This is a genomic window from Flavobacterium sediminis (genome assembly GCF_003148385.1).
Lineage (GTDB): Bacteria > Bacteroidota > Bacteroidia > Flavobacteriales > Flavobacteriaceae > Flavobacterium > Flavobacterium sediminis.
The window spans coordinates 1,203,970-1,226,538 of sequence record NZ_CP029463.1 but is presented as its reverse complement, the minus strand read 5'-3'; the positions used below and the strand labels follow the sequence as shown (position 1 = coordinate 1,226,538).

18 protein-coding genes and 1 pseudogene are annotated in these 22,569 nt (G+C 35.4%); 12 read left to right on the top strand and 7 right to left on the bottom strand.

Features of this window, described 5'->3' with window-relative positions; all coding sequences use genetic code 11:
* The first annotated feature begins 34 nt into the window (after nucleotides 1-34).
* Nucleotides 35-652 carry a 2OG-Fe(II) oxygenase gene (locus DI487_RS05750; protein WP_109568781.1) on the top strand — a complete coding sequence of 206 codons (618 nt, stop codon included), beginning with the start codon at nucleotides 35-37 and terminating at the stop codon, nucleotides 650-652.
* A 26-nt stretch (nucleotides 653-678) separates the two neighbouring features.
* Here DI487_RS05750 and DI487_RS05745 read toward each other — a convergent pair whose 3' ends face one another.
* The 3 genes from DI487_RS05745 to DI487_RS05735 are packed head-to-tail and all read right to left on the bottom strand — an operon-like array spanning nucleotide 679 to nucleotide 3,281.
* Nucleotides 679-2,244, bottom strand: a complete 1,566-nt coding sequence (locus DI487_RS05745; protein WP_109568780.1) for a S41 family peptidase — start codon at nucleotides 2,242-2,244, stop codon at nucleotides 679-681.
* 11 nt (nucleotides 2,245-2,255) lie between these two features.
* Nucleotides 2,256-2,681 (bottom strand): deoxycytidylate deaminase, encoded by a 426-nt coding sequence (locus DI487_RS05740; protein ID WP_109568779.1) that lies wholly within the window; start codon nucleotides 2,679-2,681, stop codon nucleotides 2,256-2,258.
* Between the two features lie 6 nt (nucleotides 2,682-2,687).
* The gene (locus tag DI487_RS05735) at nucleotides 2,688-3,281 is read right to left on the bottom strand and encodes a HupE/UreJ family protein (protein WP_109568778.1); all 594 of its coding nucleotides are present in this window, start codon (nucleotides 3,279-3,281) and stop codon (nucleotides 2,688-2,690) included.
* A 201-nt stretch (nucleotides 3,282-3,482) separates the two neighbouring features.
* Between DI487_RS05735 and DI487_RS05730 the strand changes: the two genes are divergently transcribed.
* A complete protein-coding gene (locus tag DI487_RS05730; RefSeq protein WP_109568777.1) occupies nucleotides 3,483-3,914 on the top strand; it encodes a tellurite resistance TerB family protein in 432 nt (143 codons plus the stop codon).
* Between the two features lie 34 nt (nucleotides 3,915-3,948).
* Here DI487_RS05730 and fbp read toward each other — a convergent pair whose 3' ends face one another.
* A complete protein-coding gene (gene fbp, locus DI487_RS05725) occupies nucleotides 3,949-4,956 on the bottom strand; it encodes a class 1 fructose-bisphosphatase (RefSeq protein WP_109568776.1) in 1,008 nt (335 codons plus the stop codon).
* 135 nt (nucleotides 4,957-5,091) lie between these two features.
* Here fbp and DI487_RS05720 point away from each other — a divergent pair, with 135 nt between their 5' ends.
* From DI487_RS05720 to DI487_RS16005, 6 genes are all read left to right on the top strand, one after another.
* The gene (locus DI487_RS05720; protein WP_109568775.1) at nucleotides 5,092-5,568 is read left to right on the top strand and encodes a GNAT family N-acetyltransferase; all 477 of its coding nucleotides are present in this window, start codon (nucleotides 5,092-5,094) and stop codon (nucleotides 5,566-5,568) included.
* A 29-nt stretch (nucleotides 5,569-5,597) separates the two neighbouring features.
* The gene (locus DI487_RS05715; protein ID WP_109568774.1) at nucleotides 5,598-6,851 is read left to right on the top strand and encodes an aspartate kinase; all 1,254 of its coding nucleotides are present in this window, start codon (nucleotides 5,598-5,600) and stop codon (nucleotides 6,849-6,851) included.
* 138 nt (nucleotides 6,852-6,989) lie between these two features.
* A complete protein-coding gene (locus DI487_RS05710; protein ID WP_109568773.1) occupies nucleotides 6,990-10,391 on the top strand; it encodes a hypothetical protein in 3,402 nt (1,133 codons plus the stop codon).
* A gap of 65 nt (nucleotides 10,392-10,456) precedes the next feature.
* Complete coding sequence (locus DI487_RS05705; protein ID WP_109568772.1) at nucleotides 10,457-13,987, top strand: T9SS type B sorting domain-containing protein; 3,531 nt, start codon at nucleotides 10,457-10,459, stop codon at nucleotides 13,985-13,987.
* Between the two features lie 3 nt (nucleotides 13,988-13,990).
* A complete protein-coding gene (locus tag DI487_RS05700) occupies nucleotides 13,991-14,746 on the top strand; it encodes an enoyl-CoA hydratase/isomerase family protein (RefSeq protein WP_109568771.1) in 756 nt (251 codons plus the stop codon).
* A gap of 3 nt (nucleotides 14,747-14,749) precedes the next feature.
* Entirely contained in the window at nucleotides 14,750-14,926 is a 177-nt protein-coding gene (locus DI487_RS16005; protein ID WP_170108176.1) for a hypothetical protein, read from the top strand.
* Between the two features lie 5 nt (nucleotides 14,927-14,931).
* On the opposite strand, the gene DI487_RS05695 is transcribed toward DI487_RS16005, so the two are convergent.
* Genes DI487_RS05695 through DI487_RS05685 form a run of 3 tightly spaced genes read right to left on the bottom strand, consistent with a single transcriptional unit; the run spans nucleotide 14,932 to nucleotide 16,321 of the window.
* Nucleotides 14,932-15,540 carry an FAD-dependent oxidoreductase gene (locus DI487_RS05695; protein WP_109568770.1) on the bottom strand — a complete coding sequence of 203 codons (609 nt, stop codon included), beginning with the start codon at nucleotides 15,538-15,540 and terminating at the stop codon, nucleotides 14,932-14,934.
* Nucleotides 15,541-15,543: 3 nt separating this feature from the next.
* The gene (locus DI487_RS05690) at nucleotides 15,544-15,738 is read right to left on the bottom strand and encodes a hypothetical protein (RefSeq protein ID WP_109568769.1); all 195 of its coding nucleotides are present in this window, start codon (nucleotides 15,736-15,738) and stop codon (nucleotides 15,544-15,546) included.
* A 10-nt stretch (nucleotides 15,739-15,748) separates the two neighbouring features.
* Nucleotides 15,749-16,321, bottom strand: a complete 573-nt coding sequence (locus DI487_RS05685; protein WP_109568768.1) for a MarC family protein — start codon at nucleotides 16,319-16,321, stop codon at nucleotides 15,749-15,751.
* A gap of 144 nt (nucleotides 16,322-16,465) precedes the next feature.
* Here DI487_RS05685 and DI487_RS05680 point away from each other — a divergent pair, with 144 nt between their 5' ends.
* From DI487_RS05680 to dgt, 4 genes and pseudogenes are all read left to right on the top strand, one after another.
* Entirely contained in the window at nucleotides 16,466-17,032 is a 567-nt protein-coding gene (locus tag DI487_RS05680; RefSeq protein WP_109568767.1) for a DUF3109 family protein, read from the top strand.
* 349 nt (nucleotides 17,033-17,381) lie between these two features.
* Nucleotides 17,382-18,358, top strand: a pseudogene (locus DI487_RS05675) (ribonucleotide-diphosphate reductase subunit beta).
* A 249-nt stretch (nucleotides 18,359-18,607) separates the two neighbouring features.
* Entirely contained in the window at nucleotides 18,608-21,016 is a 2,409-nt protein-coding gene (locus tag DI487_RS05670; RefSeq protein WP_109568766.1) for a ribonucleoside-diphosphate reductase subunit alpha, read from the top strand.
* Between the two features lie 152 nt (nucleotides 21,017-21,168).
* A complete protein-coding gene (gene dgt / locus DI487_RS05665) occupies nucleotides 21,169-22,509 on the top strand; it encodes a dGTP triphosphohydrolase (RefSeq protein ID WP_109570617.1) in 1,341 nt (446 codons plus the stop codon).
* The last annotated feature ends 60 nt before the right edge of the window (nucleotides 22,510-22,569 follow it).

Sequence of the window (22,569 nt, the reverse complement as noted above, 5' to 3'; positions counted from 1 at the left end):
TTCATGCTATATTTGCTCACTTTTTTTGACATATATGAATGGGTTAACTGAAAATCCAATGTACGAAAAGATCATTGAAGATCTTTTAAATCAACAATATAGTATTGTTGATGATTTTTTTACTGAAGAAGCTGTAACAAGTTTAAGAAATAGTCTTTTGGATAAGTATGAAGAAGATTATTTTAAGAAATCCGCAATAGGAGATCAATTCAATGAACAAGTGATACGATCCATTCGGGGCGATTTTATTTCCTGGATAGAAGAGAATAAACTGAGTGAAGTTGAGCAAAACTTTTTTTCAAGAATAGATCATTTTTCAAATTATTTGAATCAAACCTGCTTTTTGGGAATCCAAGATCGTGAATTTCATTATGCATTATATCCGGTGGGGACATTTTATAAAAGACATTTGGATATATTTCAGAATGACGACAGTCGCAAGTTATCTGTAGTGTGTTATCTGAATGATGAGAACTGGCTACCGGAATATGGTGGGGAATTAGTTATCTATAAAGAACATGATGAAGTAAAAGTATATCCGTTAAAGGGGCGTGTTGTGATCTTTGAGAGTCAAGTATTGGAACATGAAGTTTTACCGGTTATGTGGGAGCGTTTAAGCATAACAGGTTGGTTAAAAACGAGGAGACTATAAAAAAGCAGTCTGTTTGACTGTTTTTTTTATTTTTCCAGACTCAATACTTTTTGAGCCATATTGTCTTGCTGTAACAGGATTTTGTAATAATCCAGGTCTGTTTTAAGCTGTCTGACGAACTCTGCATACAGATAAGTCAGGATCTTGTCTTTTTGATGGAAACTAAGTAGAATACCACTTCCTGAAATGTATTTTTTGAATTCATCAAGGTACTTTTCATCAGAAAAAATTTCTTCTTTAAGCTCGGTTAAATTGAGTTGGTCAAAATAGTTCCGGTTTTTATCAATTTGTTCAAAAGCAAAATAGTTCACCAAGCCGGATTGCATGACCATTATAGTGGCTTCTTCTCCGTGATTAGCTTCAAAGGGAACAAATACATCAGGAATTATTCCGCCGCCGCCGTATACTGTTCTCCCTTCTTTGGTTCTATATTTTAAGCTGTCAGCTACTTTTATACTATCTGCTTCGTATAGCTCGCCGTTTGCAAAACGCTTCTCAAATTCATTAAAATAACCTTCTCCTTTGTCTCCGTAAGGTTTTTGAATAGAACGTCCGGAAGGAGTGTAATAGCGCGCAACAGTTAAACGTACGGCTGAACCATCGCCTAAAGGCATTTCACGTTGTACTAAGCCTTTGCCGAATGAACGACGTCCCACAATTGTTCCTCTGTCATTATCTTGTATAGCACCGGCTAAGATTTCACTCGCTGAGGCTGAATTCTCGTCGATAAGGATGTAGAGTTCTCCGGTCTCAAATTCTCCTTTTTCAGTTGCAAAAGTAGTATCAACTTTTCCTTTTTTGTTCTTAACTTTTACTATAACATCTCCTTTTGGTAAAAGATCATCAGCAATAGCAACAGCCATTTCCAGATAACCACCGCCATTACCTCTCAAATCAATCATTAAGCGAGTCATACCTTGCGCTTTTAATTTTAATAAGGCATTGTGAAACTCTCTATAGGTAGTTTCTGAAAAACGATTTATTTTTATGTAACCAGTTAAATTATCCGTCATAAAAGAAATATCAACACTCTTCAGAGGAATAATATCCCTAAGGACTTTGACCTTGAATTCTTTTTTTTCAGTTTTTCGGTAAATAGTTAAGTTAACAGCAGAACCTTCAGGACCTTTTAGTTTACCGAATAAGGAGTCATTTGGCAGATTTTTACCATAGAGTGTGTAATCACCGGCAGCTAAAATGCGATCACCGGCTTTGATTCCTGCTTTTTCAGAAGGTCCTTCTTTTACAGGTTTGATAACAGCAACAGTATCATGATACATATAAAAGTTCACGCCGATCCCTACAAAGTCACCACGCATACTTTCATTTACGGCAACCATTTCTTTCGGATCAATGTAAACAGAATGCGGATCCAGATTTTCCAGAATCTTATTTACTGTCAGATCCACAATAGAATCAGTATTAATATCATCTACATAATCCCGGTCGATTAAGTCAATTAATCGGTTTAGCTTTGCTTTTTTATTATTGGATTGATAGTCGGAAAAAGTAGACAGTTTACTTCCTAAGAGTAAACCCAGAGCTACTGCTGCTGATAAGAATAACGGGAAGTAAATTTTATTTGGCTTCAATGCTTTGTCTTTTATGAGAGTTCTTCTATTAATTCTACTTCTACCCCGGCTTTTTTAAGAAAATCTATTCCGGAACAGTCTTTGTATTCCTGATGGTAAACTACTCTTTTAATGCCGGCTTGATGAATCAGTTTACTGCAATCTTTGCAAGGCGATAATGTAATATAAAGTGTAGCACCTTCACAGGATTGTGTAGAACGAGCCACTTTCAGAATAGCATTGGCTTCTGCATGTAACACATACCATTTAGTTAGACCAACTTCATCTTCACAACAATTTTCAAAACCGGAAGGAGTTCCGTTATAACCGTCAGAAATGATCATTCTGTCTTTTACAATGATGGCACCAACCTGTTTTCTTTTACAATAAGATAATTGTCCCCACTCTTTAGCAATGCGCAAGTAGGCTTTATCGTATTTGGATCTTTTTTGAGACATAAATTTTTATCTTTTCCAGATTTCGTTTTCAATGATCATAGGAACTACTACTCCCATTATAAATGCAGACATTACCAAGGCCCAGTCTCTTTTTGAAAAACGGAAAAATGTTTGTACAACGTAAGCCAGAATCAGAACAATTAGAACAACAATGATTTGTGCGGCTTCAATGCCTAAAGCAAATTCTAATAAAGGCAATAGTTTATCGGAAGCACTGCCCGGTAAAATTGCTTTAAAATAGTTAGAAAAGCCTAAGCCGTGTATAATTCCGAAAAACAAAGTTACAATAGAAACAAAAGAAATGCTTTCAGTCTTAGCAGATTTTCCGGCTGTAAATAAATGAAAAACAGCGGTTGCTAAAATGGTTATGGGAATTAAAAACTCTACATATAACGGATTTACGCTGACAATACCGAATACGGCAAGGAACAAAGACAATGTGTGTCCTAATGTAAATAAGGAAACTAAGATCAGCACACGTTTCCAGTCCTTAAAAGTATAAGGGATCATTAATGCAGTTAAAAATAATACATGATCATAGGCATGTATATTTAATACGTGAGTAAGTCCTATTTTAAAGTACGGCCAAAATTCTGACATACGAAATTAATTATCTAAAAATAATAAACTTTTAAATCGTAAAGATACACAAACGCGGTTAAAATAATACAAAGCTTTTTTACTTAATCTTTTTCATTAAAAAAGAGAAACTTCAAGGAAGTTTTCTTTTAGTAAAAGGATAGTATTTATTTTATAAAAATCGTAAATTTACGTATGTTTGCGAAACTAAAAATTTAACAGATGTCAATTTCAGATTTATTCGATAGTGGATTCCGTAACAGAAACAAAGGTCATTTTTCTGCCATTGTAAGAGTGGCTCTTGCGGATGGGAAAATTTCAGAAGAAGAGCAAAAGTTCTTGGATAAATTAGCAATTAAATTAGAAATCTCAGAACAAGAGTACGAAGAGATTTTAGAGAACCCGACAAAATATCCGGTAAACCCTCCGTTGTTGCATACCAGAAGGTTAGAGCGTTTGTATGATCTGGCCAGAATGGTATATGCAGATCATGAATTGGGAGAGAGTCAACACGAATTACTAAGACGTTTTGGTGTGGCTTTAGGTTTTACACCGGGAAATATTCAGTATATTGTTGATAAAGCTTTATCTCTGGTACAATTAAACGTGGATTTAGATACTTTTATTTACGAAATGCAGAACATGAACAGATAAAATAAAAAAGCTCCCTAATTAGGGAGCTTTTTTATTATTGAGCGTTTTTCATAAACTCTTCAGCTTTTTCTACCATATTTTTACTTCCGCAAAAGAACGGAACTCTCTGGTGTAATTCTGTCGGCTGAATTTCCATAATTCGGCTGAATCCGTCAGAAGCTTTTCCGCCTGCCTGTTCCGCTAAAAAAGCCATCGGATTGCATTCATATAACAAACGCAGTTTTCCTTTAGGAGCCTTAGAACTCGTCGGATAAATATAAATACCGCCTTTGATCATGTTACGATGAAAATCAGAAACCAAACTTCCGATATAACGAGAAGTATAAGGTCGGTCACCTTCTTCTTTCTGACAATATTTAATATAATCTTTTACACCTTGCGGAAAATGAACATAATTCCCTTCATTTATGGAATAAATGTTTCCGTCTTCAGAATATCTCATATTAGGATGCGAAAGGTAAAAGGTTCCGATAGCCGGATTTAAAGTGAATCCGTTAACGCCATGTCCGGTAGTATAAACAAGCATGGTAGAAGTACCATAGATCACATAACCTGCAGCTACCTGATTTACACCCGGTTGTAAAAAATCTTCCGGTTGAACAGGGCTACCAACAGGGGTAACTCTTCTGAAAACAGAAAAAATAGTTCCGACAGAAACGTTTACATCAATGTTAGATGAACCGTCCAGAGGATCCATTAAAACAACATATTTATTGTTATGGTTGTTATCTGCACCTGCTACCGTGATATAATCATCATTTTCTTCAGAAGCGATTCCGCATACGATTTCTCTGTTTGTCAATGTCTGGATAAAAGTTTCATTGGCAAAAACATCCAGTTTTTGCTGATCCTCTCCTTGAATATTTTGTTCGCCGGCAGCACCTACAATATCAACTAATCCGGCTTTGTTTACTTTGTAGTTTACTACTTTAGCCGCTAAACGGATTGAATTAATGATGCGTGACAGTTCGCCGGTCGAATATTGAAATGAGTTTTGATTTTCAATGATAAACTCACCTAAGGTGGTATTTCTTTCTTCCATGTCGAAATCGATGTAGTTGTGTTAATGGCACAAATATCGGTTTTTTTGTGATATGATTAAAAAAATTACAAACTTGTTTTTCAAGCTATTATTTTTGCACTTTCATTTTATCAGAAAATAGAGAATTAATAAAAAATGATTATACGCAAAGGAACAAAAGAAGATATGCCGGCAGCTTTGGAACTGATCAAAGAATTAGCCATTTTTGAAAAAGAGCCGGAAGCAGTTGTGGTTACAGTGGAGGATTTAATCAGAGACGGTTTTTCTGAGAATCCACTGTTTTATACATTTTTTGCAGAAGTTGAAGGAGAAATCGTAGGTATGGCTTTATATTATTATCGCTACTCAACATGGAAAGGAAAAACGATCCATTTAGAAGACCTGATCGTTAAAGAAAAGATGAGAGGAACGGGAGCCGGTAGTGCGTTGTACCAAAAAATAATGGAACAAGGAGAGAAAGAAGGTGTGAGAAGGATCGAATGGAATGTGCTGGATTGGAATATAAACGCAATTAATTTTTATGAGAAGTCCGGAGCTGAAATTTTATCAGATTGGCGGGTAGTACAAATGGATGAAGAAGGAATCAAACGATTTGTAGCGAAGCTAAATTAATTTTATGAATTGTAATTGAATCAGGTTATATGAGGATATTTAAGTTTGGAGGAGCATCCGTAAAAGATGCCGAAGGTGTTAAAAATGTAGCTTCAGTGCTAGAAAAAGTGGGACACCAAAATACACTTTTAGTGATCTCAGCAATGGGAAAAACAACAAATGCACTAGAGGTGGTTATAAAAAATTATTTTGAAAAGTCTAATGACTTAAATGCATCCATTCAGGAAGTTCGAAAGTATCATAATCAGATTTTAATAGATTTATTTGAAGATGAAGAACACAATGTTTTCTTTGCCGTGAATAGTCTTTTTAATGATCTGGAATATTTTATCAGAAGTAATAAGTCGCCTAATTATAATTTTGTTTACGATCAGGTAGTGAGTTTCGGAGAAATTGTTTCAACAACGATTGTGAGTTATTATTTTAATGAAAAAGGATTGACAAACATATGGTTAGATGTTCGCAATTTTATAAAAACAGATGTAACTTATAGAGATGCTAACGTAGATTGGGAAGAAACACAAAAGTTAATTCAGGAAGGTGTTGATAAAAATAAACTATATATTACGCAAGGATTTTTAGGTTCAGATTCAAATAATTTTACCACAACACTTGGAAGAGAAGGGTCAGATTACACAGCGGCTATTTTTGCGTACTGCTTGAATGCTGAAAGTGTTTCAATATGGAAAGATGTGCCGGGAGTGTTGAATGCCGACCCTCGTTATTTTGAAAATGCTGTTTTATTGAACCAGATCTCTTATCGGGAAGCAATTGAGCTAGCTTTTTACGGGGCAACGGTAATTCACCCGAAAACATTACAGCCTTTACAACGAAAAGAAATTCCATTGTATGTAAAGTCATTCCTCAATCCGTTGTTGCCGGGTACCAGCGTTTCTAAAGGAGCCGATCTGGAACCGCAAACGTCATGTTTTATTGTTAAGAAAAACCAGTTGCTGCTTTCATTGTCTTCACTCGATTTCTCTTTTATCATGGAAGAGAATATAAGTGAGATCTTTGCTTTGTTCCATCAGTACAAAATGAAAGTAAACCTTATTCAGAACTCGGCGATTAGTTTTTCAGTTTGTATAGAAGACAAATTCAATAATTTTGAAGAGCTGAGGAATCATTTAGCCAAAAAATTCAAAGTGTCATTCAACGAAAATGTATCGCTTTACACGATCAGACATTTTAATGAAAAATCAGCAGCAACAGTTGAAACGGGTAAAACCGTTCTTCTGAAACAGATTTCAAGAGAAACCCTTCAAATTGTAACAAAAGAATAAGTTTCATATATACCCTTTTTTATGTTGCCTCTGTCTGAGTGAATTTTTCAGACAGAGGCTTTTACTTTTCAAAAAAGGAATGTACTGTTATTTACATTAATAAATACTACTTTTGAATTTTCAGAGTTATAGGTATTAATGGTAAAAATCGGATTTATAGCATTGTTTTTTCTTTGGTTCTCGGAGTTGTATGCTCAGGAAACCGAAACGCCTTACAAATCTAAAAAGATCGCTGTTGTAAAAGATACGATCTCATTGGAAAAAGTAAGTATTAACAGAGCTTTTTTTAAGGTAAAAGATTTTGCCGGTAATGAAATTGACTCAACGCTTTACCATGTTGATTTTCCCAAAGGGAAGATCATTTTTCATCCCAATACCATGCTTCCGGACAGTTTAGAGGTCCGGTATTTAATGTTTCCGGATTATATTACAAAGGAATATGCCATTTATGATGATAGTAAAATAGTACCCAATGCGGCAGCCGGAAATCTTTACAGTTTAAAAAGAGAGTCCGTAACAAAGTTTAAACCATTTGACGGTTTGAATACTTCCGGAAGTATTTCGAGAGGGATTACTATAGGTAACAATCAAAATACTGTTGTTAATTCTAATTTAGATTTACAGATTACCGGAAAAATTTCAGATAAAGTAAGTCTGAGGGCTTCCATTCAGGATAGTAATATTCCATTGCAAGATGGAGGATATTCGCAAAAGTTAGATGAATTTGATCAGATTTTTATTGAACTCTTTTCGGATAATTGGAGTATCAGAGCGGGAGATTTGTTCTTAGAGAACAGACAGTCTCAGTTTTTAAATTTCAATAAAAAAGTACAAGGTTTATCGACAAGGTTCTCGTTCGGTAAATCCGATAGCAAAACAGAAGTTTATACAGCAGCTGCAATTGTTCGTGGTCAATATGCCAGAAGTACTTTTACCGGGCAGGAAGGGAATCAAGGACCTTACAAACTGAAAGGAAATAATGACGAATTGTATGTTCTGGTGATTTCAGGTTCAGAAAGAGTTTATGTTAACGGGATATTATTGGAACGTGGAGAAAATAATGATTACGTTATTGATTACAATGCCGGAGAAGTTATTTTTACCTCTTTGTTTCCTATTACCTCTGAAATGCGTATTAATGTAGAATATCAATACACCGATCGGAATTTTACAAGAATTGTAACTTATGGAGGAGTAACCCATGAAAGAGAAAAATTTAAGATAGGAACATTTTTATATTCAGAAAATGATATAAAAAATCAACCTTTACAACAAAATTTATCTGAAGAGCAAGTAAGTGCACTGCAAGAAGCCGGTGATGATCAAAGTCTGATGAATGCGCCTTCTGCTTATTTGGACGTTTATTCTGAAAATAAAATACTCTATAGAGTCGTTACGGTGGGTGCTGAACAAATTTATGAGTATTCTAATGATCCCAATGAAGAATTGTATAACGTTCGCTTTACTTATATTGGCGAAAATCAAGGGAACTATGTCATAAGCAACAGTAATGCTATCGGGAAGATCTATGAGTATGTAGCTCCTGTAAACGGAGTTTTGCAAGGCGATTATGAACCTATAGTGAGGTTAATTGCACCTACAAAAATTCAGATAGCAACGGTTTTGGGAAGTTATTTACCTTCTGAAAAGACAACAGTTGATTTTGAAGTAGCTGTCAGTAACAATGACCAGAATCTCTATTCGACAATTGATGATAACAATAACAAAGGAGTAGCAGTTAAAATAGATGGTAAACAAAGACTTTATACCGGAAAATTCAATTTAGATCTGACGACGAAATATGATTTTGTTCAGCAAGACTTTAAAACTATCGAGCGTTTGTATAACATTGAGTTCAATCGGGATTGGAATATTAGTACGGTTTCCGGAAACCAATCCTTGTTGCAGAGTGGTTTGAATTTCAATTTTTTCAGGAATGGTTTTGTACATTATCAGTTTGAGAAATTAGACTTTTCTAAGAATTTTTCGGGGAATCGTCATTTGGTAGAATCAAACCTGAAACTCAATAAAACAGCTATAGTTACTAACTTCAGTGCTATGAACAGTCAAAATGAGGCTTATAATTCTAAATTTATCAGAAACCAAAGCAAAGTATTGCAACATATCGATAAAAATTGGGTAGGAGCCACTTTCAATATAGAGAACAATCGTCAAAAGAATAGTGTTAGTGATGAATATACAGCACTTAGTCAACGCTTTACGGAATACGGTTTTTTTGCCGGAAGAGGCGATTCTACGAATGTGTATGTTGAAATCGGATATAAAAACAGAGCGAATGATAGTTTGGTTAACAATACCATAGAAAGAGTAAATCAATCCCATTCTTATTATTTAAAATCGCAACTGATCAAAACGGAAAAAAGCAACTTAAGTATTTATTTTAATTACCGGAATTTAAAATACAAAGACGAGCAGCAACCTAAGCAAACGTCGTTAAATTCTAGGCTGTTGTATACCAATTCGTTTTTCTCAAATCTGATACAAAGTTCTACAATCTATGAAACCACTTCCGGAACCATACCACAACAAGAATTTACCTATTTAGAAGTAGATCCCGGACAAGGAGTTTATATGTGGAATGATTATAACAATAACGGAATTCAGGAGATCCAGGAATTTGAGATAGCACCTTTTCCCGATCAGGCGAAATATGTAAGAGTCTATCTGCCTAATCAGGTATATGTGAAAACACACCAGAACAAATTTTCGCAATCGATTGTTTTTAACGGACTGGCATGGCAAAATAAAACCGGATTACAGAAGTTTCTATCTAAATTTTACAACCAATTCTCATTTTTGGTAGAGCGGAAGATTAAAAAAGAGAATAGCAATTTTGACTTAAACCCTTTTTCTAAGAACGATAATATTTTAGGACTCAATAACAATTTCAGGAATAGTTTGTTTTTCAATAAAGGAAGACAGCATCATTCCGTAACCTATACTTATATTAATAACCATGCAAAAAGTCTTCTGAATGTGGGAAGTCAGGAAAATAAATCATTTACACATCAATTGCAATATGCCCATTTAGTCGCTAAAATGTGGTTACTAAAATTAGCCTCTCAAACCGGAAATACTAAAAGTTATTCTGAAAATTACAGTTCCAGAGACTACGAAATAGACAATTATTCCGTTTCTCCAAAAATCTCGTATATTTTTTCAAAAAATGCCAGTTGGGATGTTTTTTACGAATATAAAAATCAAAAAAACACAATCAATTTAATGGAAACATTAGAGCAAAACCAGTTAGGAACCGGACTTACATTTAATTCTGAAAAAGGATTTACGTTAAATGCTTCTTATTCTTTTTACAATAATAAGCTCACAGGAGATAGTCTGTCACCTGTTTCCTTTCAAATGTTACAAGGCTTGCAAGCCGGGAAAAATTCAGTCTGGCAATTGGTACTTCAGAAAAACATCACACAATACCTCGATATCAATATTAACTATCAAGGACGCAGATCCGAAACAAGTAAAGCAGTCCATACCGGAAATGTGCAGTTGAGAGCCTTTTTTTAGTTAAAATTGTATTGGTTTGAGTTAAAGTGATTAAATTTACCCCTTTGTATAAAATTCATTCATTGATGATGAAACGAATATTTTTTTTATTATTAGTATCTTTTTTTGCGATAAATTCATTTAGCCAACTTAGTAATAAGCATTGGATACCACCTTTATATGCTAATGAGACGATGTCAACTAATCTGGTTAAAGATCATTATATATATTTATCAACACCTGAACCAACTCCTTTTCCTGTTACAATAAAGGCAGGTAATGGAGTACCGATTAACGGGTCACCTTTTACAATCTCTCAAGGGAATCCGGTGAGAATTAAAATAGGAGACGACCAACCTTCATTGATGATGCTTGATATAAGTCAGGTAGGTAGTGTTGTTGCAAACAGAGGATTAATATTAGAAGGACAGTATGATTTTTATGTAAGTTTCAGAGTGAGGGCAGATAATCATGCTGAAATTTTGGCTTCAAAAGGAAGAACCGGCGCAGGAACGGTGTTTAGATTAGGAAGTTTGCCGCAAACAAGCGGTGGGTCCATTAGAAATTTTGTAACCAGTTTTATGGCGACAGAGGATAATACAACCGTTGTATTGTCAGATTATGATGTTAATGTAAGCTTTATTTTAGGGAATACTACTTTTTCAGCTCCTTCTCAAACCTTTGTCCTCAATAAAGGGGAAAGTGTTGTTGTGAGCGGAGAGGTGAGTACTTCGTTTAGTACTTCTGTAAATAGAGTTGGTTTTATAGGCGCTTTATTGACTTCGGATAAACCAATTGTTGTGAATACCGGAAATTTAACCGGCGGAATGCTAAGTGATAGTGCAGGGCAGGATTTTAACTTAGATCAAATTGTTCCTTTAGAACAAGTAGGGAAAGAATATATTGTTATGAAAGGTAACGGGAGTGACAGTACAGAGCACCCGTTAATAATTGCACATGAAGACAATACGGAAATAAGACTTAACGGAAGCCCTACTCCTGTAGCGACTATAGATGCGGGAGAATATTATTTGGTTCCAACTTCTTATTTTTTAGGTTCTGCTTCTAATTTCAATATGTTAATTCAGACCTCTAAGCCATCATTTGTTTACCAAATAATCGGTGGAAGTTTATCCGATGCTACTTCCGGATTCTTTTTTATTCCTCCGTTGAGTTGCTTCTGGCAAAAAAGTGTCGATTTGATTCCTGATGTGGATAGAATCGGTAACACAGCTTATACAGGAGGGATATTAGTTGCTACGGAATCTTTTGTTAACGGAGATCCTTCAAACCCAACAGTTGTAACTATAAACGGAGTTCCGGTCAGTGCTAATTCGGTTGCGGTAACAGGAAATCCTAACTGGAAAACATATCGAATTGACAATCTTACGGGAGATACTGAAGTTTCTTCTACCGGAGCATTAGCAGTAGGGGTTTTCGGTGCTTCAGGAGCTGCGGGATACGGAGGGTATTTTTCGGGTTTCGGAAGTGTTCCTAGTAATAGAACGATGGATGTTTGTTCCGGGACGACTATTGATCTTTTTGATGAGATACCCGGAAATCCGGAAACCAACGGAACTTGGGATTATAACGGAACTCCGAAAGCAGACGGGCTGTTTGATCCGACTATTGATTTACCGGGTGATTATTCTTATCATTTTTCAAAGACATGTGACGGAATCACAAGATTTTATGATATCACAATTACGGTAAATTCTATTGTGCCAGGGCCTAGTGCCGGTGCTTCTTCGGTTCAGAATTTATGCCAGGTAAATGAATCAATCGATTTAACAAGCTTTTTAGGTACAAATATTACTTCCGGAGGAACCTGGACGTATAATGGAACGCCTAGAAATCCGGATAATGGAGATTTTAATCCGACTATAGACCTTCCGGGACTATATACCTACACTGTTTCAGATGTTAATGGTATTTGTGATCCGGTGTCTGCAACTGTGACTGTTAATATTGTTTCATCACCGGATGCTTTAACAGTAACATCGTATGAAATTTGCGATACAGATAACGATGGGGATGATACGAATGGTTATGCTACGTTTTTATTAGATACAAAAAATGCTGAAATCATAGGGAATCAAACGGATATCTTAAGTGTTCAATTTTATGAAACCATGATTGATGCTGAAAACAATATGCCTCCTCTTTCCAATAGTTACTATTCGAACTCTAAAACGATCTATTTTAGAATTACTAATAATAACGGATGTTATGAAATAGGAACGTTAGATTTAGCGGTTAATCCATTGCCGGTTTCTGTCTCAGAGATTACATTGAAGCAATGTGATACTGATACAGATGCTATAACTAATTTTAATCTGATTCAAGCGAATAGTCAGATTTCAACAGATAGTGATGTTGTATTTACCTATCACAATTCCTTGTCGGGAGCTGAAGGTCAAACAGATTATGTAGCAGACGATACAAATTATACTGCTGCAAACGGAAGTGAAGTGTGGGTAAGAATTGAAAATGATTATGGATGTTACAGAACAGCAAAAGTAAATTTGATAGTTTCTGCCACTACTGTAGCACAAAGCTTTAGTTTTCCTTTAGAGGAATGTGATGATTATTTGGATGCTAATGATCCTGATGATGACGGTATTGATTACTTCGACTTAACTCAGATAGAAGCTACACTTATCAGTCAGTTTCCTTCTAATCAATCCTATACTTTTTCATATTATGAAAATGAGACGGATGCTTTAATAGAGCAAAATAGTATTCAGGATATTACTAATTTTAGAAATACAGTGCCTGATTACCAGGAAATATGGGTTCGTATGGAGAGTAATCTTTATGAATGTGCTGCCTTAGGTCCTTTTCTTAAATTAATAGTTAATCCATTGCCTGATACTGATTTAGGGGATAATTTCTTTCTTTGTGTTGATCCGCAAACGGGTTCGGGGTCACAAGTTATTGATGCAACTCCTGCAACATCCGGAAATTATGCGTATCAGTGGAGTTCAGATATTGTAGGCTTAGACCTGACAAATGAGGTAGGTTCTCAATATGTAGTGACTGAGGAAGGAACTTATACAGTTATAGTTACAAATCTGGATACTTCTTGTAGTTATACAGATCAGATAACGACAACCTATTCTTCTGAACCGGTTAGTTTTACAGCTGAGGTAATAACACCACCGTTCTCGGCCGGTACTGCTACTATAGTAGGTGCTGCTGAAGGAGGTTATGGAATTTATGAGTATAGTATAGACCTTGTGAATTGGCAAACCAATCCTACTTTTACAGATTTGCCTAACGGAAATTATACGATATATGTAAAAGATATACAAGGCTGTGGAGAGCTACTTTCTGTGAGTAACCTGAATGCTATAACGTATCCTAATTATTTTACTCCTAATGGTGATGGGTATAATGATACATGGAATATTAAAGGGCTGTCAGAATATGATGCTAAGATTTATATTTTTGATCGTTACGGAAAATTGATAAAGCAGATTAGTACAAATGGAGAAGGTTGGAACGGAACCTATAATGGACAGCCTTTGCCTTCAACAGACTATTGGTTCAGAGTTGATTATGTTGTTAATGGTACTTCTCAAGAATTTAAAGCACACTTTAGTTTAAAGAGATAAAATATGGATGCTTTTGTTAAAACAGCAATCAATACTAAAATTGCAACAATTACTTTTTATAATAAGGCGGGAAATTCTTTGCCAGGTGATCTATTGAATCAATTGGCACAATCTTTCTATAATTTAGGAAAAGATAATTCCGTGCAACTGATTGTGTTGAAAAGTGAAGGGGAAACTACTTTCTGTGCCGGTGCCTCTTTTGATGAGCTACTAAGTATTTCCAATTTTGAAGAAGGAACCAAATTTTTCTCAGGCTTTGCGCATGTGATTAATGCAATGCGAAAATGTGAAAAGATTATAGTCGGAGAGGTACAAGGAAAAGCTGTAGGAGGCGGAGTGGGGCTGATCGCTGCTTGTGATTATGTCTTTGCCTCAGTAAATGCCTCAGTCAAATTATCAGAATTGGCAATTGGTATCGGTCCGTTTGTTATTGAGCCTGCTGTTTCCAGAAAAATAGGAAAAACAGGTGTTGGAGAAATGGCATTGCAACCGACACAATGGAAAGATGCTCATTGGGCAAAAGAAAATGGTTTGTTCAATCGTGTTTTTGATTCAAATGAAGAAATGAGAACAGCTTTGAAGAGTTATACTGAAGAATTATCAGAATATAATCCGGAAGCATTAGTCGAGCTTAAAAAAGTATTGTGGGAAGGAATTGATGATTGGGATCATTTGTTGTTTGAGAGAGCAGCTATTTCAGGAAGGCTTGTTTTGTCAGATTTTACGAAAAAGGCCTTGTCAAAATTTAAAAGCAAATAAATCATGAAGTGGATCGCTTTAATTCAACAAGTAAATATAGAAGAAAAGATAAAAAACGCTCCGGATAAACAATACGAAATAGGAGTGGTTATCGGAACTTTTTTACCTTTTCTGGTTCTGATCGGAATAGCTTATTTTCTTTATTACAGAGCTAAGAAAAAAGAAAAGAATAATAGCTAAATATATTATTTATTGACAGCATCATGAACAACTGTCGGGTTGCCTTCATTCCAAAGGGTTAGGATGTCAGTTCCGACAGCTGCGCCACTGCCAGCTGCAATAGAGAGCTGACTTCTGTGTCCTGCTAAAACTCCGGATACATATAATCCTTGTTTTACTAAGTGATCGTTATTTTTAAGCTGGATCTTATTTTTGACAGCCGCTATTTTCTGATGAGGTTCTATGTAGGCATCTAATCCTTCCAAAGAGATAGGGTTTCCGGCACCAATAGCGACTACAATGACTTTTGATTTGTATTGACCCTTGTTCGTAACAACAATATAAAAATCATCCTGCTCCTTGATCTCCGTTACTTTTTCTCCGGAAATTTGCTCCACATGCGGATACGTCTGGCCTAAATGAGCTAAACTTTCCGATAAAATTTCAGCTCCTAATTTTCCGGGAGGAATTCCGTATGCATTATTAAAAACAGCCGTTTGTAAAGACGAAGCTCTCTGATGGGCAATAATCCCTATTTTTTTGTCGGTAGCAAAAGGTTTATTTTTTGCAGATCCTAAAATTAAAGCGCAAGAAACTCCTGAAACTCCAGCGCCGATAATTAAAACGTCAAACATAGTTTATTTTACTTTTTCATCAATTTTTCTGGCTGCTCTAAAAATCAATAAGAGAACAATAGCACATAATCCGGCAACGACACCAATCGAAGCGATAGTACTATCGCCTTGAAAAGGGTTGGAAAAATCTACCTGAGTCAGATTGAAGATTATTAGGGCTATGGCAACAGCCATGATAACATAAGTTAAGATTTTCATTTTATTATTTTTAATTCAATAATCCTTTTACATTGGCTGCAAATAATTTTACAGCAATAGCCAATAATATAACTCCGAAGATTTTTCGTATGACACCTAAACCGTTAGAACCTAATAGTTTTTCTATTTTTCCTGATAATTTTAAAACAGTGTATACTAAAATGATGTTGATTAATATGGCTACAATAATATTAATTTTTTCATATTCTGCACGTAACGAAAGTAACGTTGTCATCGTTCCGGCTCCGGCAATAAGCGGAAAAGCAATAGGAACGATTGATGCCGTACTCGGATTGTCTTCTTTGTACAAGCGGATGCCCAGTATCATCTCTAATGCCAAAAAGAATAAAACAAATGCCCCAGCAACGGCAAATGAATTAGCATCAATACCGATCAAATTTAAAATTTCTTCCCCTACAAATAAAAAAGATATCATGATAATTGCAGCAACAATAGTTGCTTTTTCCGATTGAATATGACCCATTTTACTGCGGAGGTCAACAATGATAGGAATGCTGCCTATAATATCTATTACGGCAAACAGGATCATTGTGATAGTAAAAGTTTCTTTCCAGCTGAACATTGTTAAAATTTTATGCAAATATAGAGAATACTTAAAGATGTGGCTTTAACTTTAACGATACCTTATCAAAATAGCACTTTTTTAAAGGCAGGATTCTAAATTCTAAATTTTAAAGTATCTTTGTTGCTTAAATATACCTGTAAAATGTTTCAGTTAGATAAAACCATAATTTCAGAAGAAATTCTTGAGAAAGAATTTGTTTGTAATTTGAATGCTTGTCACGGGGCATGTTGTGTTGATGGAGATGCCGGAGCACCTTTAGAAGAAGAGGAAACTAAAATTATGGCAGAAATCTATCCTAAGGTAAAACCTTTTCTCAGACCGGAAGGAATAAAAGCGATTGAAGAGCAAGGAACCCATGTAGTCTCTGATTTCGGAGAATTGGAAACACCGTTGATTGACGGTAAAGATTGTGCGTATGTTATCTTTGATGGTAAAACAGCCTTATGCGGAATTGAACAAGCATACAATCAGGGAGAAGTAGATTGGAAGAAACCGGTTTCTTGTCATTTGTATCCTATTCGTATTAAAGAATATTCTGATTTTGCGGCGGTGAATTATCATAAATGGCATATTTGCTCTGATGCATGTGCCTTGGGAGAAGAATTAGGAGTTCCGGTCTATAAATTTGTAAAGGAAGCTTTGGTGCGAAAATTCGGTCAACAATGGTATGATGAATTGGAAAAAGTAGCTGAAGAGTTTAAGAAGTAGCAATGCTGTTTTTTTTATTAAAAATATCAAAATAAAGTCTGTGAGAATTAAAACTTTTTACAGACTTTTTTATTGCTGTTAATTCTGAAAAGATTTTGTCTGAATCGTTCCTTAACGCCTGTTTTTTCACTTGTTAACGGGGATTTTGTTTGTTTGTTTAAAAATTTAAACATTTGGTAATCAACATCTTGTAACTTGTAAAAAAACAATTGTTATTTTTTAAAGTTGTTAAAAACTTCCCCTAATTGTGAATAAGTTTGCCTTTTATTTTTCAATTCAAATAGCAAACTTTGTATTCCCCTTATCGCTTAAAGTAATCATTTAATAACGCAGTAAATATCAAGCCACTATGTCAGTAGTCGAACCTATTTTGCAAGAAAACAAAGATCGATTCGTAATTTTTCCTATCAAACACCATGATATTTGGGAACAATATAAAAAACAAGAAGCTTGTTTCTGGACAGCAGAAGAGATAGATTTACATCAGGATCTTAATGACTGGGAAAACAAATTGAATGATGATGAAAAATACTTCATCAAGCATATCTTGGCATTTTTTGCGGCATCTGATGGTATTGTAAATGAAAATTTAGCAGAAAATTTTGTAAGCGAGGTTCAGTACGCTGAGGCTAAATTTTTCTATGGTTTTCAGTTAATGATGGAGAATATCCATTCTGAAACCTATTCGCTATTAATTGATACGTATGTAAAAGACGAAAAAGAAAAAAATATACTTTTTAAAGCACTTGAAAATTTTCCGGCTATTGCCAAAAAAGCGCAGTGGGCTCTCAAATGGGTAGAGTCTCCGAGTTTTGCTGAACGATTGATTGCTTTTGCGGCTGTAGAAGGAATTTTCTTTTCAGGAGCGTTCTGTTCTATCTTTTGGTTAAAGAAAAGAGGGTTATGCCGGGCTTAACCTTTTCCAATGAGTTGATTTCGCGTGATGAGGGATTACATTGTGATTTTGCAGTGCACTTACACAACAATCATTTAGTGAACAAAGTACCGAAAGAAAGAATTACAGAGATCTTAACAAATGCCCTAAATATAGAACGCGAGTTCATAACCGAAAGTTTACCGGTAAGTTTGATCGGTATGAATGCTAAACTGATGACACAGTATCTGGAATTTGTAACTGACCGTTTGTTGGTTGAGCTAGGCTGTCCTAAAGTTTACAATGTGACCAATCCGTTTGACTTCATGGATATGATTTCACTACAAGGAAAAACTAATTTCTTTGAAAAACGAGTGTCTGATTATCAAAAAGCGGGAGTTTTAAACAACGATACCAGCGGTAACAAAATTAGTTTCGACGCCGATTTTTAGCTTTTAGTAACAAAAACGTCAGAATTGCATATTGTTTTTTCTGTCGTCTGTTACCTTTTTTTGAGACAACGATAAGCCTGTTGCTAATTCGTAATGGATTTTTTTGTCTCAAATCATAATTTCTGAAGAAGAATACTTCCGTAAGGGCCGGGAAGAAAAATAAGAGCACATTTTAGAGAAAAAAATTAACCATTTTGTATATAGACTAAGTGTAGGGTCTGTATTCAAAACTTCATAATCCAATAGAGTATGTACGTAGTAAAAAGAGATGGCCGTAAAGAGCCGGTAATGTTCGACAAGATTACCGACCGCATTAGAATGATGTGTTATGAATTAAACGATTTAGTTGACCCGGTAAAGGTTGCTATGCGTGTAATTGAAGGTTTGTATGATGGTGTAACCACTTCAGAATTGGATAATTTAGCTGCTGAAACTGCTGCTTCAATGACAGTATCTCATCCGGATTATGCACAGTTAGCTGCTCGTATCGCTGTTTCTAATTTACATAAAAATTCTAAAAAGTCATTTTCTGAAACGATGACTGACTTGTATCAGTATGTAAATACACGTACAGGGAAGGAAGCCCCGATGATCTCAGACGAGGTGTATCAGGTTATCATGGATAATGCGGAACGTTTGGATTCGACAATTATCTATAACCGTGATTTCAATTACGACTATTTTGGATTCAAAACGTTGGAGCGTTCTTATTTGTTAAAGATTAACGGGAAAATAGCAGAACGTCCGCAACACATGCTAATGCGTGTTTCTGTCGGTATCCATTTAGACGATATCGATTCGGCTATTGAAACGTACGAATTAATGTCTAAAAAATATTTTACACACGCTACGCCAACTTTATTCAATGCGGGAACACCAAAGCCGCAAATGTCTTCTTGTTTCTTATTGACAATGCAGGATGATAGTATTGATGGGATTTATGATACATTAAAACAAACAGCAAAGATTTCGCAATCTGCCGGAGGGATTGGTTTGTCAATTCATAATGTAAGGGCTACAGGTTCATATATCAGAGGAACAAACGGAACCTCAAACGGAATTGTTCCAATGCTACGTGTATTCAACGATACTGCTCGTTATGTAGATCAGGGTGGTGGAAAACGTAAAGGAAGTTTTGCGATTTATGTGGAGCCTTGGCATGCTGATATTTTTGATTTCTTAGATTTAAAGAAAAATCACGGAAAAGAAGAAATGAGAGCAAGAGATTTGTTCTATGCAATGTGGATTCCTGATTTGTTTATGAAACGAGTTGAAGCTGATGCAGAGTGGACATTAATGTGTCCGAATGAATGTCCGGGACTTTATGATACCCATAGTGAAGACTTTGAAAGAATGTATGAAGAGTATGAAGCAGCAGGAAAGGGAAGAAAAAAGATTAAGGCTCGTGAACTTTGGGAAAAAATATTAGAATCTCAAATTGAGACAGGTACACCATACATGCTATATAAAGATTCGGCAAATAGAAAATCGAATCAAAAGAATTTAGGAACGATCCGATCGTCAAATTTGTGTACCGAGATTTTAGAATACACTTCTGAGGATGAGATAGCTGTTTGTAATCTGGCTTCTATTTCACTGCCAATGTTTGTAGAAGATGGAGAATTCAATCATCAATATTTGTTTGATGTAACCAAACGTATTACCCGTAACTTAAACAAAGTAATTGACAGAAATTATTATCCGGTAGAGGAAGCGCGTAACTCAAACATGCGCCACCGTCCGGTTGGTTTAGGAGTACAAGGTTTAGCAGATGCTTTCATTTTATTGAGAATGCCTTTTACCAGTGATGAAGCTAAAAAATTGAATCAGGAAATTTTTGAAACCATATATTTTGCAGCCGTTACAGCATCAATGGAAATGGCTAAAGAAGAAGGTGCTTATTCTACATTTGCAGGGTCTCCGATTTCACAAGGAGAGTTTCAATATAATCTTTGGGGATTAAATGATAATGATTTGTCAGGTCGTTGGGATTGGACGTCATTGCGTAAAGAAGTAATGGAAAACGGAGTGCGTAACTCATTGTTATTGGCGCCAATGCCTACAGCTTCAACATCTCAAATTTTAGGTAACAACGAAGCTTTTGAACCCTATACTTCAAATATTTATACGCGTCGTGTATTGTCGGGAGAATTCATTGTGGTTAACAAACATTTGTTGAAAGACTTGGTAGATTTAGGTTTGTGGAATGAGAACTTAAAACAAGAAGTGATGCGAAACAACGGTTCGATCCAAAATATTGACGGAATTCCGCAAGATATCAAAGAACTGTACAAAACCGTTTGGGAAATGAGCATGAAAGATATCATTGATATGTCTCGCCAAAGAGGTTATTTCATTGACCAATCGCAATCGTTGAACTTGTTCATGGAAGGAGCGACTTATGCTAAATTAACTTCGATGCATTTTTATGCTTGGAAAAGCGGTTTAAAAACAGGAATGTATTATTTGAGAACTAAATCAGCAGTTGATGCTATCAAATTTACATTGGACAATGAGAAAAAAGCACAGCCCAAACAAGAAGTTGAAGCGAAAACGGTAAAGGTAGAAGCGGAAGCAATGAGCACAGAAGAGTTTAGAGCTATGTTGCAACGTTCACAAAATTCCGGACCGGAAGATTGTGAAATGTGCGGATCATAATCTTTTGTAAAATATTTATTTAAATAGCCATTTCAAGCGGAGTCGATAGATCTTATAAAGATTTTATATCTGTTTGAAATGGCATTTTTTTATAGTTTCAATTTGAGTAACTTTGAACGATTAACAATATGCCAAAAACTTCTACTTTTATGATGCAGTGGGAACAATTACTTTCTTTAAAACGACAAGGAGATACTACAAAAAGATTGCGTTCTGAACAAGATGATACACGTTTAGGTTTTGAAGTGGATTATGACCGTATTATTTTTTCGACAGCTTTTCGAAGCCTTCAGGATAAAACACAGGTTATTCCGCTTTCTAAAACTGATTTTGTACATAACAGGCTGACTCATAGTTTAGAGGTTTCTGTAGTGGGACGTTCGTTAGGACGCTTGGTCGGAAAAAAAATTTTAGAAAAATACCCGCATTTACAATCTGTTCATGGCTATCATATGAATGATTTCGGAGCAATTGTTGCAGCAGCGGCCTTAATGCATGATATCGGGAATCCTCCTTTCGGACATTCTGGCGAAAAGGCTATAGGGGAATATTTTAAAACTGGAGTCGGAGCTAAATTTAAAGACAAGATGACGGCTAAAGAGTGGCAGGATTTAGTTGACTTTGAGGGAAATGCTAATGGTTTTTCGGTGGTTTCAACTTCCAGAGAAGGTGTTGAGGGATCTATTCGTTTAACATATGCGACTTTGGGGGCTTTTATGAAATATCCGAAAGAGAGTTTGCCTAAGAAACCAACTTCTAAGATATGTGATAAAAAGTACGGTTTCTTTCAACAAGACAAAGTTTTCTTTAAAGAAGTGGCGGAAGAATTAGGTCTCATTCCGAATAAGTCAGGAGAAGATATAGGTTATGAAAGACACCCGCTAGCCTTTTTAGTCGAAGCAGCAGATGATATTTGCTATACAATAATTGATTTTGAAGACGGAATCAACCTTGGCTTAATTGAAGAGGATTATGCTTTGGAGTTTTTAGTTAAGTTAGTACAGCATTCTATTGATAAGAGCAAATATAACGCATTAAAAACCAAAGAAGACCGGATCAGTTATTTGAGAGCTTTGGCAATAGGAAGTTTAATTAGCGATGCTGTTCAGGTTTTTTTAACTTATGAAGAAGAAATATTGAAAGGAGAGTTTACAGTTTCCTTAATGGATAAAAGCAAGTATAAAGCTCAGATGGATGATATAATAGCTATAAGCGTCAAAAAAGTATATCAAAGTAAAGAAGTAGTTGAGAAAGAGATTGTAGGGTATAATGTGATTAATGGTTTGTTAACAGCTTTTTGTGAGGCATATTATAATAAGATGAACGGAACGGAATCAAATTATGATAAATTAGTATTAAAGCTTTTACCGGAAAAATTCCAAGTAGAAAAAGGAACCGTTTATGAGCAATTATTACATGTTTGTCATTTCGTTTCATTATTAACAGACGGTAAGGTGATTCAGTTTTTTAAACTTACTCAAGGGAATTTGTGATTAAAATGTGGAAAGTGTCAAAATTATTTGCTTTTATTGCGTAATGTTTTAATTTTGTTG